Genomic DNA, 13,482 nt, shown 5'->3' with positions numbered 1-13,482 from the left:
CTGCCTGCGGTTCACGATCGCGATGACGTTAGCACACGTCAGGGGCCGTCTCGTCGGCCACCACGAGCGCCACCTCGCAGAACATCGAGTCGGCCCACGAGAACCACGGCCGCGAGAACGCCGTCGGGTCCGAGGCGTCGAACGCCTCGTGCATGCGGCCGGTGCCGCCGTCGGTCCGGGCGAGCACCCCGAGGAGGCGGACCCGGTCCTCCGGGGTGCCCGTGAGCGCCTCGACGGCCAACGCGATGGGCCACACCCGGCCCGGCTTGGTGTGCGGGCTGCCGATGCCGCTCGCTGCCGTGCCGGTCACGTAGTACGGGTTGGCGGGGCTGAGCACGAACGCGCGGGTCGCGCGCCAGACGTCGGCGTCGTACACGTCCGGCGCGACCAGCGGGAGCGACAGCAGCGACGGGGTGTTGGCGTCGTCCATGCGCAGCACCCCGCCCAGCCCGTCCACCTCGTAGGCGTAGATCGGGGCGGGGTCGCCGGGCTCCGCGCCCGGCAGGCCGGACACCTCGCCCGGTACGCCCGGTTGCTCGCCCGGCACCCCGGGCACCACGCCGAACGCCTCGACGCCGGCGACGAGCTCGCCGGACAGCGCCCGCGCGTCGGCGGCCAGGGCGGCGTCGTCGAGCACCTCGCCCGCGATGTCGCCGATCGCGAGCAGCGCCTGCGCCGCGAACAGGTTCGCCGGGATGTTGTAGCCGTACGTGCAGGCGTCGTCCGACGGGCGGAACCCGCTCCACGTCATGCCCGTGCGGCCGACGGCGGTGCCGCGGCCGTCGCGCGCGAGCGTCTCGGTCGGGATGTCGGTGTCGCGCCGGAACCGGTACGGCGACGCGTCGTGGTCCTGCTCGGCGCGGAGCTGATCCACGATCGTGCGCAGCACCCGGTGGGCGCGTCCGTCGAACACGTCCACCCGGCCCGTCGTCCGCCAGAGCGTGTGCGCGAGCGTGACGGGGTAGGCGAAGCTGTCGATCTCATACTTCTGCTCCCACACGTGCGGGTCGTCGCACACGTCCTCGGGGTCGTAGTGCGCGCCCGTCGGGCCGTCGTTGAAGGCGTTCGCGTACGGGTCGTGGTCCAGGCACGCGAGCTGACGCCGCACCACGGCGGCGACCAGGTCCGCCAGCGGCGGGCACGTGGACAGGAAGCGCAGGTACGGCGTGAGCTGCGTCGTCGAGTCGCGCATCCACATCGCCGGGATGTCGCCGGTGATCACGAACGCCGTGCCGTCGTCGCCCATCGTCACCGTGTCGGTCAGCGTGCGCAGCAGCGCGGCCTCGACCATGTCGCCCACCTGCGTGCCCGACGTGGCGCGCACGCGGTCTGCGGCCTCCGTCAGGGTCGCCGTGATCGCGGGGTCGAGCGGGGTGCGCGTCATCGCTCCCATGGGGTGGCTCCGTTCTGGTCGGTCACGCGGACCGGTAGGGCGTCGGCGGGCGGGTCCGGTTCCGGCGTGCACCACACGCTGAGCGTGACCGGCGCGGCGACCGGCGCGCCCGTGGCCCACGATCCCAGCTCGTCCAGGCCAAGGTCGAACGCGACCTCGGTGGTGGCGCCGGGCGCCACGGTGACCCGCCGGACGGCGAGGAGCTGACGGCGGCGCGGCCGGATCCCCGGCTCGTGCCGGCGCGCGTACAGCGGCACCGGGAGCGACCTAGTCTCCGGGCCCGTGTTGGTCACCTCGACTGTCAGGGTCGCCGCGCCGCCGTCGGACAGATCGTCGGCGGGGACGGATGGCGCCTCCCCACGGAGACGTGTGGTCACGCCCGGGAGCAGCGCCGTGCCCAGGGGGAGGCGCCGGAGCACGTCGGTGTCCACGTACCCGCGCGCCGTCTCCATCCGCTCGTCGTGCGCCACCGGCATGACGCCGTCCGCGGCCGGGAACGTCGCGGGCAGCCGGCCCGACGCCGTGCCGTCGCACAGCGCGGCGGCGACGGCCTCGCCGCCCGACGGGCCGGGGAACGGCACGACCAGCAGCGCGTCGACCAGGGAGCGCAGCTCCGTCAGAGCCCGCGGCCGCCCGTCCAGCACGACGGCGACCACGGGCGAGCCGCCTTCCCGCGCCGCCCGGACCACGTCGAGCTGCGCCTGCGGCAGCGCGACCGACGACAGGTCCACGCCCTCGCCGTTCGTGGTGTCGAGCGCGGGGCCGTCGACGGCGCCGTTGTCGGCGAACTCGTCGTCGTACGTGCGGCGGCTGGACCCGCCGAGCACCACGACGCACACGTCGGCGCCGGCGCTCGCGGCGCGGACCTGGTCGAGCGCCTGCGTGCCGGTCTCGTCCGGGCCGGCCGCGCCCGGGACTCCTGCCTCTGGGACGCCTGCGTTCGGCCCGTCGAGCGAGCCGCGCAGGCGGCTGCCCTCGGCGTACCGCACGTTGTCGGCGCCGAACCGCGCCGTGAGCGCGGACCGCACGGTCGACGCGCCCGGGTCGGGCGCGGGCCGCGGCGGCGTGTAGTCGCCGAGCTGGGCGTCGAGGTCGTCGGCGTTCGGGCCCACGACGGCGATCGTCGTGCCGGGACGCAGCGGCAGTACGCCGCCGTCCTCGACCAGCACGACGGACTGGCGGGCCGCACGGCCCACGAGCTCGACGAGGTCGCGCGCGGCGGGAGCGCCCGCAGGGGGAGCGCCCGCAGCGGGGGCGCCCGCAGCGGGCGCTCCGGGCGCGTCCGAGGCGCCCGCCTCCGCCGCGGGCTGCTCCGGCGTCGGCGAACCGAACAGCCCGAGCCGCCGCTTGAGCGCCAGCACCCGGTTTGCGGCGCGGTCGAGCACGGCCTCCTCGACGAGCCCGCGCTCGATCGCGGGCTCCAGGTGCGTGAACGCCTCGTCCCAGAGGCTGAGGTCCACGCCGGCCTTCAGGGCCAGCGCCGCCGCGAAGGCGGGGTCGGGCGAGCTGTCGCGCAGCCGGTCGATCGCGGTGCCGTCGGCCATGACCAGGCCGTCCCAGCCCCACTGCTCCCGGATCGTGCCGGTCAGCAGCTCCTCGTTGGCGCTGCACGGCACGCCGTCGACGTCGTTGTAGGCGGCCATGAATCCGGCGACGCCCACGCGCGCGGCGGCGTGCGCGGGCCGCAGGTGGATCTCGCCGAGCTCGCGGCGTCCGACGGGTGCGCCCGAGCCGTTGCGTCCGCCGATCCCGGCGCCCTGCCCGGCGAGGTGCTTGGCGACGACGGCGACGTGCGAGCCGTCGATCGGGTCGTTCGCGGAGGCGGTGCCCTGCATGCCGCGCACGGTCGCCGCGACCAGCAGGGCGGCCAGGGCCGGGTCCTCCGAGAAGCACTCCTCGGCGCGGCCCCAGCGCGGGTCGCGCAGCACGTCGAGGCCGGAGACGAGGGCGACGTGCGTGCCGCGGGCCCGGGCCTCGGCGGCGACGGCGGCGGCGAGCTCCTCGGTGAGGTCGGCGTCCATGCCGGCGCCGAGCGCGAGGTTCACGGGCAGCGTGGTGCCGCCGAGCGCCATCAGGCCGTGGGGTGCCTCCTCGACGAACAGCACCGGGATGCCGTCGCCGAAGGTGTTCACGTGGTCCTGCACCGCGGCGTAGGCCTCGGCGCTGCGCTCGGGCGGGATGCCGTTGTCCCAGCGGACCGCCGACCACGGGTCGGCGCGGAGCACGCCGTACAGGGCCCCGAGCCCGCCCCAGCGGTCCACCTCGCGCCGCAGCACGTCGGTGATCCGTGGGGCGCCGTCGACCCACCGGACCGCCTCCCAGCCCTTCAGCCGCTGGTTGACCTGCCCGATCCGGGTGGCGAGCGGGAGCGTGGCCGCCCCGCCCGCCGGGAGGGTGGTGCCGAGGGTCATCCCTTGACCGCCCCCGACAGCAGGGCGCGCTGCATCTGGCGCTGGAGCACGGTGTAGACGAGGTACACGGGCAACAGTGTGAACAGGGTGCCGGCCATCAGCACGCCGTAGTCGGTACCGGCGTCGACCTTGAGGGTCGGCAGGGCCACCTGGATGGTGCGCTGCGCGGTGTCCGGCCCGATCAGGATCAGCGGGTACAGGTACGCGTTCCAGAACGAGAGGAAGTTGAGCAGCAGCACCGTCGCGATGCCCGGCACGCAGATGGGCAGGTAGACCTGCCGCAGCACCTGGAGCGACGACGCGCCGTCCATCGAGGCGGCCTCCTCCAGCTCGCGCGGGATGGTGCGCATGAACGACGTCAGGATGACGATCGACAGCGGCAGCGCCGTCGCCGGCAGCAGGAAGATCACGAACGTGCGGGTGTGGAACAGGCCGAGCGCCGCGGCGAGCAGGAACGTCGGGAACAGGGCCGCGAACGACGGGATGAGGAACCCGAGGGCGAAGACGCTCTCGACGATCTTGCCGGCGCGGCCGCGCGCCCGCGCCAGCGCGAACGACGCCGGCAGCGCGAGCACCAGGGTCAGCACGAGCGCCGCGACCGTGGTCAGGGCGGAGTTGCCGACCGCCAGGCCGAGGTCGGCCTGCTGGATCGCCGTCGTGAAGTTGGAGAAGTCGAACGTCGTCGGCAGGGCCAGCGGCGACTCGAAGATCTCCTCGTTCGTCTTGAAGGAGGAAACGATGAAGTAGTAGAAGGGGATGACCAGCAGTGCGGCGTAGATCCACGCGAGCGTGCCGCTCGTGATCGAGCCGATGCGGTCGCGCAGGGGGAGTCGACGGGCGACTGCGGCGCGCTGAGCCATGAGGTTCTCCAGGGCAGGTTCGGGAGGCAGGTCGGATCGAGGATCAGTGCGTGGCGCGGAGCGTGCGGCGGATCGCCCACATCCCGAGCAGCCCGATCACGAAGAGCACGACGCCGACGGCCTGGCTGTAGCCCAGGTCGGTCTCGACGAACGCCTTGCGGTAGATGAGGTACGCGAGCGTCGTGGTCGCGTTCTCGGGCCCGCCCTGCGTGAGCAGCAGCACGGTCTGCGCCGAGTTGAATAGCATCGAAAGGAACTGGAGCATCGCGACGACGCCGATGAAGTCCCGCGCGATGGGCCAGTACATGCGCCAGGCCAGCCGCCAGTCGTTCGCGCCGTCCAGCCGCGCGGCCTGCACGATCTCGGTCTCGACGCCGTCGAGCCGCGACGCGATGAGCACCGCCGAGTAGCCGATGCCGCTCCACAGCTCGACGGCGATGATGGCGCCGAGCGCGGTGGTCGGGTCGGCGAGCCACTCGTTGCCCTCCAGCCCCAGCGGCCGCAGGAACCCGTTGACCAGGCCGTCCGGGTTGAGCATCGCGTAGAACACCATCGCCGTCGCCGGGGCGGAGATGAGCGCCGGGATGAACAGCAGGTACCGCAGCACGCGGTGGCCGCGCGGCTTCTGCACCACGTAGAAGGCGAGGAGGAAGGCGAGGCCGATCATGATCGGCAGGCCGACGACGATCTGGATCGCCGAGTTCGCGGTCGCCGTCCAGAAGGTCTCGTCGGCGAAGACGCGGGCGAAGTTGTCGAGGCCCGCCGGGGTCGGCGTGGTGAGCATGCCCGGCCAGGACAGGAACGCGATGACGAACATCGCGACCACGGGGCCGATCATGAACACCGCGTACCAGATCAGCGCGGGCAGGGCGAGGCCGGGGAACCGGTCGCGGATCGTCCCGCGACGGCGGGTGCGGGGGGCGGCGGTCGTGCCGTCGCCAGTCGTGTCGGGGCGGCCGGCGTCGAGGAGCGCGGTCATGGGTGGGGGTCCTTTCCCAGCTCGAGCGGTCAGACCGCCTGGTATGACTTCTCGAAGGCGTCGATGATGCGGTCGGCGGGCGCGGACCCGTAGGCGAGCGCGGTCGCCTGGATCATCGGCTCGAACACGGCGTCGGGGATGAGCAGGTCGGGCAGCATCACGGGCGTGACGTCGTCGTCCGTGAGGCGCGAGCCCTGGGCGACCAGCGGGAAGTCCTGGCTCACGGTGTCGGTGATGCGGCTCATGTCTCGGCCGGACCCGAGGATGAACTCGTCGGTGACCTCGGGGGTGTACAGGTTCTGCACGAACGGCTTGATCAGGTCGAGCTTCTTGCGCCCGTTCTCGCTGATCCAGATCCCGTGGCCGTTGAAGCTCCGGATCACGCTCGGGTGCTCCAGGACGCCGCCGTTCGACGGCTTGGGCCAGCCGCCCACGGTGACCTCCGCGGCGCGCTCGTTGGGCACCAGCGCCAGGGCCGACGACATGGCCGGCACGATGGCGGCCTTGCGGGTGTTGAACTGCGTCAGCTCCGAGTCGGACGTGTAGCCCTGCACGTTGTCGACGAAGACGCCGGCGTCGCGCAGCTCCACGAAGTGCTCCACGCCCGCGATGGCGCCGGGGCTCTCGGAGATCTTGCCGGTCGAGAACACGGTGCGTGCCTCGTCCTGGGTGATGAAGCCCTGGATGATCTGCAGGAACATCTTCTGGCCGCTCCAGTCGGAGCCGCCCACGGTGACGGGGCCGATGCCCTTGGAGCGCAGCGCGTCGGCGGCGGCGATCAGCTCGTCGGACGTCGTCGGGATGGCGCCCACCCCGGCCTCCTCCAGCAGCCCGGTGTTGAACGACACCGGCCAGTTGGTGCGGGTGAACGGGAAGGCGCGCAGGCGGCCCTCGTCGTCGGTCCACTCCGCCAGCGCCTCGGGGATGATCAGGTCCCGTAGGCCCCAGTCGTCGAGGTAGTCGTTCACGGGGACGGTCGCGCCCAGGCGGGTCCAGGACAGCGTCCGGCCCATCATGTTGACGATCGCGACGTCCGCCTCCTTGCCCGCCAGCGTGCTCGTCTCGAACACGATGGGCAGGTCGGAGCCGTTCTTCAGCAGCGCGACCTTGCGCGCGGTGGCGCGCTGGTAGGCGGCGACGACGTCGGAGAACACCTGGGCGCCGGCGACGGCGCCGCTGATCTGCGTGTGCACGGTCAGTGCGTTCGGGCCGCTGGAGGCGGGCACGAGCGCCCCGCATCCGGCGAGGAGCGGCGTGATGATCCCGCCGCTGAGCGCGGCGCCCAACAAGGTGCGCCTGCTGATGCCGTGGGACACGGAACCTCCTGGAGCTTGTCGACCTGGGACTTCGGTGTGTCGATCGAGACGGGCGGGGCACATCCGCGTGCCGGGCCTTGTAAAGCGGTACACAAACTGACTGGCCGCGAATGTATACCGCTTTACTTTCGAGGGTCAACCCCCGTAGGGTCTGGCACGTGACCGAAACACCCCCGAAACGAGCAACGATCGCCGCGGTGGCCCGCCGTGCCGGCGTGTCGCCGTCCGCGGTGTCCCACGTCTTCAACGGGCGGCCCAACGTCTCGGCCGCCACGGCCGAGCGCATCCGGCAGGCCGCCGACGAGCTCAACTGGCGCCCCAACTACGCCAGCCGCAAGGTGTCGGGCCAGGGCGGGCGCAGCCTCGGGCTGGTGATCGCCCGCGCGAGCGACACCTTCGGTCGTGACCCCTTCTTCATGCGGCTGCTGGCCGGGCTCACGCAGCCGCTGGCGGACATCGGCTGGTCGCTGTCGCTCACGCTCGTGGCGGTCGACGACGAGGCGCGCGTCTACCGCGAGTGGTGGGCCGAGCAGCGCGTCGACGCGTTCCTGCTGGTCGACGCCCGCACGGACGACCCGCGGCTCGACCTCGTGGGCCAGCTCGGTGCGCCTGCCGTGGTGCTCGGCGCGCCCGTGGACGCCGCGGTCCCCGCGGTCACGGTGCGCGACGACGCCGCGTTCGCGGCCGTGCTCGCCCATCTGACCGAGCTCGGCCACCGCCGGGTCGCGCGGATCAACGACGCGCCCGGTCTCGCGCACACCCAGGCCCGCGACCGGCGGTTCGCCGCGGCGGCCGCCGAGAACGGCGTCGAGCCGTCCTACGCGGTCTGGGACGCCGAGGCGGCCGACCCCGTGGCCGACCTGCTCGGCCGGATCGGCGACGTCACGGCGATCATCGTCGACAGCGAGGTGATCGCCGCCGAGATCGTGGCGCACGCCCCCGAGCTCGGGGTGAGCGTCCCCGGGCAGCTCTCCGTGGTGGCCTGGGAGGACTCCTGGGTCTCCACCCTCGTGCGCCCGCGGCTGACCGCGCTCGACGCGCCGGTCGAGGAGAGTGCCCGCACCGCCGTCGGCCTGCTGGAGCGGCTGGTGCGCGGCGAGGACGTCACGTCGCAGACGGTCGGCGGGCGCCAGCTCGTGGTGCGCGAGTCGACCGCCGCGGCGCCCGGCGCCCCGGCCTGAGCACCGGCGCCTGATCCGCGCCCGAGAACCCCCGCCCGAGCCGCAGCGCCCGGGCATCCTGAGTCACCTGAGAGGCAGGCCCTTGACCACCACCCCGCGCTTCGGCGTCAACTACACCCCGTCGAAGGACTGGATGTTCCAGTGGATGGCGATCGACCCGGACGTCGTCCGCGCCGACTTCGAGGCGATCGCGGCGCTCGGCGTCGACCACGTGCGGGTGTTCCCGCTCTGGCCGGTGCTGCAGCCCAACCGCACCCTGATCCGGCAGCGCGCGCTGGACGACGTCGCGCTCGTGGCCGACCTGGCCGCCGAGCAGGGCCTGGACATAGCCGTCGACGTGATCCAGGGGCACATGTCCGGCTTCGACTTCGTGCCGGCGTGGCTCGTGAACTGGCACGACGGCAACATGTTCACCGACCAGCCCGCGATCGACGCGCAGTCGGCGCTCGTCGCCGCGGTCTACGACGCCGTCCGCGACAAGCCGAACTTCCTGGGGCTGACGCTCGGCAACGAGCTCAACCAGTTCCAGCGGCCCAACCCGGCGGCGATGCCCGCCAAGCGCGACGAGATCACGCACTGGCTGACGTCGCTGCTGGAGGCCCCGCGCGACCGCGACCTGGGGCACCTGGTGACGCACAGCGAGAACGACCACCTCTGGTACCGCGACGAGCACCCCTTCGTGCCGGTGCACGCCTCGCGCCTGGGCGACGTGACGACCGTGCACTCCTGGATCTTCAACGGGACGGCCGCGACCTACGGCGCACTGTCGCCGCAGTCGGTGCGGCACGCCGAGTGGATGATCGAGCTGTCCAAGGCGTTCGCCGCGCAGCCCGGCCGGCGGGTCTGGCTGCAGGAGGTCGGGGCGCCCTCGATGAACCTCGCCGAGGCGGAGATGCCCGAGTTCTGCGCGCGCACCATCGAGGCGGCGCTCACCACGGACGATCTCTACGCGATCACCTGGTGGTGCTCGCACGACGTGACCCGCGACCTCGCCGACTACAAGGACCTCGAGTACTCGCTCGGCCTGCTCGACACCGAGAACCGGGTCAAGCCGCTCGGCCGGCGGTTCGCCGAGGTGATCGCGGAGGCGCGCGCCGCGGGTTCGCGGCCTGCTTCTTCGGGGCGCCCGGTGGCCGTGGTGGTCGACGTCGACGCGGACGACCTGCCGCTGTCCCGGCCGTCCCTCGGGCCCGGCGGCGCGGTCTTCGAGCGCTGGCACGCGCTGCGCGAGGAGGGCGTGGAGGTCGCCGTCGTGACCAGCGCCGCCGCCGCGGACCCCGCGGCGCTGGAGGTCCGCGGCATCCGGGAGCTCGTCCGTGTCGACGCGGGCTGAGCTGCTCCTGCGCGGTGGTCTGGTCGTCGACGGCAGCGGGGCGGAGCCGGTCACCGGCGACGTGCTGGTGCGGGACGGCCGGATCGCCGCCGTCGGCCTCGGCACGCGGATCGACGCGCCAGGCGCGCGCGTCGTCGACGCCGAAGGCCTGGCCGTGGCGCCGGGCTTCGTCGACATGCACGCCCACTCCGACCTGGCCGTCCTGGCGGACGGCGAGCACCTCGCCAAGGTCACGCAGGGCGTGACCACCGAGGTGGTGGGACAGGACGGGATCTCGTACGCGCCCGTCACCGACGAGACGATGGCGCTGGTCCGCGAGCAGATCGCGGGCTGGAACGGCATCCCGGACGGCGTCGACTTCTCCTGGCGCTCCGTCGCGGAGTACCTGGCGGAGGTGGACCGCCGTGGGGGCGCGACGAACGTCGCCTACCTGGTGCCGCAGGGCACCGTCCGGATGAACGTCGTCGGCACCGGCGACCGCCGCGCGACGCCCGCCGAGATCACGGAGATGCGCGCTCAGGTGGACCGGGGCCTGCGGGAGGGCGCGTTCGGCCTGTCGTCCGGGCTCACCTACGTGCCCGGCATGTTCGCCGACACCGACGAGCTGGTCGCCCTCGCCGAGGTGGTCGCGGAGCACGGCGGCTACTACGCCCCGCACCAGCGGTCCTACGGCGCGGGCGCGATCGGGGCGTACGCCGAGATGGTCGACGTCGCGCGGCGTTCGGGGTGTGCCCTGCACCTGACGCACGCGACGATGAACTTCCCCGAGAACCGGGGTCGCGCGGGGGAGCTGCTGGCGCTCGTGGACGAGGCGATCGCCGACGGCGTCGACGTCACGCTCGACACCTACCCCTACCTGCCCGGTTCGACGACGCTGTCCGCGCTGCTGCCGAGCCGCGCGGCGGTCGGCGGCCCGGAGCGTACGCTGGCCCGGCTCCGCGATCCGGGGGAGCGGGCGTGGATCACGCACGAGGTCGAGGTCGTGGGCAGTGACGGCTGCCACGGCGTGCCCGTGGACTGGGACAGCATCGAGATCGCCGGGGTGCGCGACGCCGCGCTCGGCGACCGGGTGGGTCGCACCGTCGCCCGGATCGCGCTCGACGAGGCGCGCCCGCCCGCCGAGGTGTTCCTCGACCTGCTGGTCGCCGACCGCCTCGGCACGAGCATCCTGCAGCACGTCGGCGACGAGCAGAACGTCCGCGAGATCATGCGCCACCCACGGCACACGGGCGGGAGCGACGGCATCCTGGTCGGCGCCAAGCCGCACCCGCGCGGCTCCGGTACCTTCCCGCGCTACCTCGGGCGGTACGTGCGCGAGGAGGGCGTGCTGTCGCTCGCCGAGATGATCGTGCACCTGTCGGCCCGGCCGGCAGCGCGGCTCGGGCTGCGGGACCGGGGGCGCATCGCGGAGGGGTACGTGGCCGACGTCGTCGTCTTCGACCCGGCGACCGTCGCCGACCGGGCGACGCCGGACGAGCCGCGCCTGACCGCCGCCGGCATCCCGTGGGTCCTGGTGGGCGGTGTGCCGGTGATCGAGGACGGCGTCCGGACCGCCGCCCGCCCGGGCCGGGCGTTGCGGCACCGACCTCCCGGGACGCCGCGGCGCGTGCCGTAGTCGCGGTCGGGAGTGCGGTCCGGCCCGGCCCGGCACGGCGCCCGCCCGCCGTGGCGTGCCGGCCCGACCCGTCGCGTGACGCCGCGGCGGGGTGCGTCAGCTCGGTGTGGTGGCTTGGTGTGGTGGATTGAGGCGGTGGTCCGGGCTTGAAGCGATGGCCTGGTCGGGGGGCACGTCGTCCCTGCGAGGGGTGTCGGCTTGGCCATACTTCGCTCGGCCTGGACCCGCTTGATTCACGCCAGCAGGACTGTCCGGCACAGCCGGATTCGGCGGGTCACAGGTGAACGACATCAGGCCCAGCCGGCACCCCCTCAACGGCGCGTATGCGCCCCGCGGCCGGCCAGGCGGAGCACCGGGTTCGGCAGCTCCCTGAGGTGAGCTGGGGAGATCGGTCGGTGGCATCGAGACCGGTCGGGCGTTGGACCGGCCTCGATGCCGCCGACCGATCTCACGTGTGCGAGCCAGAATAGTGTGCCAAGCGCGGAGCGCTCTCGGGGTCGTGCCAGGTCGTGCCAGGTCGTGCTCGTGGCGGGAGAGTGGGAGGGCGTCACGGGCTGCGGGATTTGCCAGGTCGAGTGCCCGTGGCATCTAATATATTGCATGCCCATTCCGAAGAGCGTGCCCGCGATCGATCGCCGGCTGCTGCGTGACGACGTCTACGGCCGGCTGCGCGACGCGATCGTCGACGGCAGCCTGGCGCCGGGAGAGCAGCTCCGCGACCTCGAGCTCGCGGCCTGGCTCGGCGTCAGCCGCACGCCCGTGCGGGAGGCGCTGCTCCGCCTGGCCGAGGCCGGGCTGGTCGTGGCCCGCCCAGGCAGCTCGACGACCGTGAGCTCGCTGGACCTGCGCGAGGTGCGCGGCGCGCGCGACGTCGTCGCCGCGATGCACGAGGTGGCCGTGCGGTCGGCCGTGCCGGGCCTCACGGAGACCGACCTCGACGCGATGCGGGCGGCCGAGCGCGAGTTTCGCGAGGCGATCGAGCGGGGCGACGTCGATGCCGCCCTGCGCGCCGACGACGCGCTGCACGGCGTGCCGGTGACGGTGGCCGCCAACCGGGCGCTGTCCGCCGTGCTCGACCAGTTCACGCCGGTGCTGCGGCGCGCGGAACGGCTGCGGTTCTCCTCGCTGGGCGGGCGCGCGTCGTTCGCCCGGCACGAGGAGCTGATCCGGCTGTGCGCGGCCGGGGAGGCGGAGGGAGCGGCGGCGGTCGCCTTCGACACCTGGAGCACCCTGCCCACCGACACCGACGAGCCGACCGACGCTCACGAGCCCAGCGACCCCGACCAGCCCGGCGACCACCCCGCCCGCGAGGAGTAACCCATGGCCCTGTCCGACTTCCCCCGCCACCCGCTCACCTTCGGGCCCAGCCCCGTGCACCCGCTGCCGCGCCTCACCGCCCACCTCGGGGGCGCCCAGGTCTGGGCCAAGCGGGAGGACTGCAACGCGGGCCTCGCCTACGGCGGCAACAAGACCCGGAAGCTGGAGTACTTCGTCCCCGAGGCGCTCGCGCAGGGCGCGGACACGATGGTCTCCATCGGCGGCTACCAGTCCAACCACACGCGCCAGGTCGCGGCCGTCGCCGCGTCGCTCGGCCTCAAGGCCGTGCTGGTGCAGGAGAACTGGGTCGACTGGCCCGACTCCGTGGCCGACCGGGTCGGCAACATCATGCTCAGCCGCATCATGGGCGCAGAGGTGCGGCTCGACCCGGCCGGCTTCGGCATCGGCTTCAAGGACTCGTGGTCCCGCGCGATCGAGGACGTCAAGGAGCGCGGCGGCACTCCGTACGCGATCCCGGCGGGCGCCTCCGACCACCGGCTCGGCGGCCTCGGCTTCGCGCGCTGGGCGTACGAGGTCCAGGAGCAGGAGCGCGAGCTCGGCGTCTTCTTCGACACGATCGTCGTCTGCGCGGTGACGGGCTCCACCCAGGCGGGCATGATCGCCGGGTTCGCGGCGCTGGAGGAGGCAGGCGGTCCGCCGCGGCGGCTCATCGGGATCGACGCCAGCGCCAAGCTCGACGAGACGCGCGACCAGGTCGCCCGGATCGCGCGCGCAACGGCCGAGCTGATCGGCGTCGGCCGGCCGCTGCGGGACGACGAGATCACGGTGCTGCCCGGCTGGGCCGGCGACCTGTACGGCATCCCGGTCGAGTCGACGCTCGACGCGATCCGGCTCACCGGCGAGCTGGAGGGCGTCATCATCGACCCTGTCTACGAGGGCAAGTCGATGGCCGGGCTGATCGACCTCGTGACCAGCGGCGACATCCCCGCGACCAGCAACGTGCTGTACGCGCACCTGGGCGGGCAGCCCGCGCTGAACGCCTACAGCGGCCTGTTCACGCAGACCCGTCCCGTGCTCGGCTGACGACGCGCGCCGGAGACGGCGACAAGCGGCGCG

The 13,482-nt window shown here is 73.4% G+C and carries 10 protein-coding genes; 5 read left to right on the top strand and 5 right to left on the bottom strand.

Features of this window, described 5'->3' with window-relative positions; all coding sequences use genetic code 11:
* Positions 1 to 28: 28 nt before the first annotated feature.
* Genes ACFV9Q_RS26915 through ACFV9Q_RS26895 form a run of 5 tightly spaced genes read right to left on the bottom strand, consistent with a single transcriptional unit; the run spans position 29 to position 6,959 of the window.
* Positions 29 to 1,393 carry a glycoside hydrolase family 125 protein gene (locus ACFV9Q_RS26915; RefSeq protein ID WP_377236973.1) on the bottom strand — a complete coding sequence of 455 codons (1,365 nt, stop codon included), beginning with the start codon at positions 1,391 to 1,393 and terminating at the stop codon, positions 29 to 31.
* Positions 1,381 to 3,804, bottom strand: a complete 2,424-nt coding sequence (locus ACFV9Q_RS26910) for a glycoside hydrolase family 3 N-terminal domain-containing protein (protein WP_377236972.1) — start codon at positions 3,802 to 3,804, stop codon at positions 1,381 to 1,383. The genes ACFV9Q_RS26915 and ACFV9Q_RS26910 overlap by 13 nt, the downstream gene beginning before the upstream one ends.
* Positions 3,801 to 4,664, bottom strand: coding sequence for a carbohydrate ABC transporter permease (locus ACFV9Q_RS26905; RefSeq protein WP_377236971.1), 864 nt, complete (start codon positions 4,662 to 4,664; stop codon positions 3,801 to 3,803). The genes ACFV9Q_RS26910 and ACFV9Q_RS26905 overlap by 4 nt, the downstream gene beginning before the upstream one ends.
* Positions 4,665 to 4,707: 43 nt before the next feature.
* A complete protein-coding gene (locus ACFV9Q_RS26900; protein WP_377228783.1) occupies positions 4,708 to 5,643 on the bottom strand; it encodes a carbohydrate ABC transporter permease in 936 nt (311 codons plus the stop codon).
* 29 nt (positions 5,644 to 5,672) lie between these two features.
* Positions 5,673 to 6,959: an ABC transporter substrate-binding protein gene (locus ACFV9Q_RS26895; RefSeq protein ID WP_377236970.1), complete on the bottom strand. Its 1,287-nt coding sequence runs from the start codon at positions 6,957 to 6,959 to the stop codon at positions 5,673 to 5,675.
* Between the two features lie 158 nt (positions 6,960 to 7,117).
* Between ACFV9Q_RS26895 and ACFV9Q_RS26890 the strand changes: the two genes are divergently transcribed.
* The 5 genes from ACFV9Q_RS26890 to ACFV9Q_RS26870 all read left to right on the top strand — a co-directional run bounded on the left by ACFV9Q_RS26890 (position 7,118) and on the right by ACFV9Q_RS26870 (position 13,449).
* Positions 7,118 to 8,140 carry a LacI family DNA-binding transcriptional regulator gene (locus ACFV9Q_RS26890; protein WP_377236969.1) on the top strand — a complete coding sequence of 341 codons (1,023 nt, stop codon included), beginning with the start codon at positions 7,118 to 7,120 and terminating at the stop codon, positions 8,138 to 8,140.
* 82 nt (positions 8,141 to 8,222) lie between these two features.
* On the top strand, positions 8,223 to 9,473 hold the full coding sequence (locus tag ACFV9Q_RS26885; RefSeq protein ID WP_377236968.1) for a glycosyl hydrolase: 1,251 nt from the start codon (positions 8,223 to 8,225) through the stop codon (positions 9,471 to 9,473).
* Positions 9,457 to 11,088, top strand: coding sequence for an amidohydrolase family protein (locus ACFV9Q_RS26880; RefSeq protein WP_377236967.1), 1,632 nt, complete (start codon positions 9,457 to 9,459; stop codon positions 11,086 to 11,088). Before ACFV9Q_RS26885 ends, ACFV9Q_RS26880 begins: the two co-directional genes overlap by 17 nt.
* Positions 11,089 to 11,688: 600 nt before the next feature.
* The gene (locus ACFV9Q_RS26875; protein ID WP_377236966.1) at positions 11,689 to 12,405 is read left to right on the top strand and encodes a GntR family transcriptional regulator; all 717 of its coding nucleotides are present in this window, start codon (positions 11,689 to 11,691) and stop codon (positions 12,403 to 12,405) included.
* 3 nt (positions 12,406 to 12,408) lie between these two features.
* On the top strand, positions 12,409 to 13,449 hold the full coding sequence (locus ACFV9Q_RS26870; RefSeq protein ID WP_377236965.1) for a 1-aminocyclopropane-1-carboxylate deaminase: 1,041 nt from the start codon (positions 12,409 to 12,411) through the stop codon (positions 13,447 to 13,449).
* Positions 13,450 to 13,482 lie beyond the last annotated feature (33 nt).

The sequence above is a fragment of the Promicromonospora sp. NPDC059942 genome (assembly GCF_042731755.1).
GTDB lineage: Bacteria > Actinomycetota > Actinomycetes > Actinomycetales > Cellulomonadaceae > Promicromonospora.
This window is presented reverse-complemented; position numbering and strand designations above follow the sequence as displayed.

What these genes read in the sequence shown, in the direction of transcription:
- ACFV9Q_RS26905 (WP_377236971.1), bottom strand. Translation starts at nt 4,664, where the DNA reads ATGGCTCAGCGCGCCGCAGTCGCCCGTCGACTCCCCCTGCGCGACCGC.
- ACFV9Q_RS26915 (WP_377236973.1), bottom strand. Translation starts at nt 1,393, where the DNA reads ATGGGAGCGATGACGCGCACCCCGCTCGACCCCGCGATCACGGCGACC.
- ACFV9Q_RS26900 (WP_377228783.1), bottom strand. Translation starts at nt 5,643, where the DNA reads ATGACCGCGCTCCTCGACGCCGGCCGCCCCGACACGACTGGCGACGGC.
- ACFV9Q_RS26870 (WP_377236965.1), top strand. Translation starts at nt 12,409, where the DNA reads ATGGCCCTGTCCGACTTCCCCCGCCACCCGCTCACCTTCGGGCCCAGC.
- ACFV9Q_RS26910 (WP_377236972.1), bottom strand. Translation starts at nt 3,804, where the DNA reads ATGACCCTCGGCACCACCCTCCCGGCGGGCGGGGCGGCCACGCTCCCG.
- ACFV9Q_RS26875 (WP_377236966.1), top strand. Translation starts at nt 11,689, where the DNA reads ATGCCCATTCCGAAGAGCGTGCCCGCGATCGATCGCCGGCTGCTGCGT.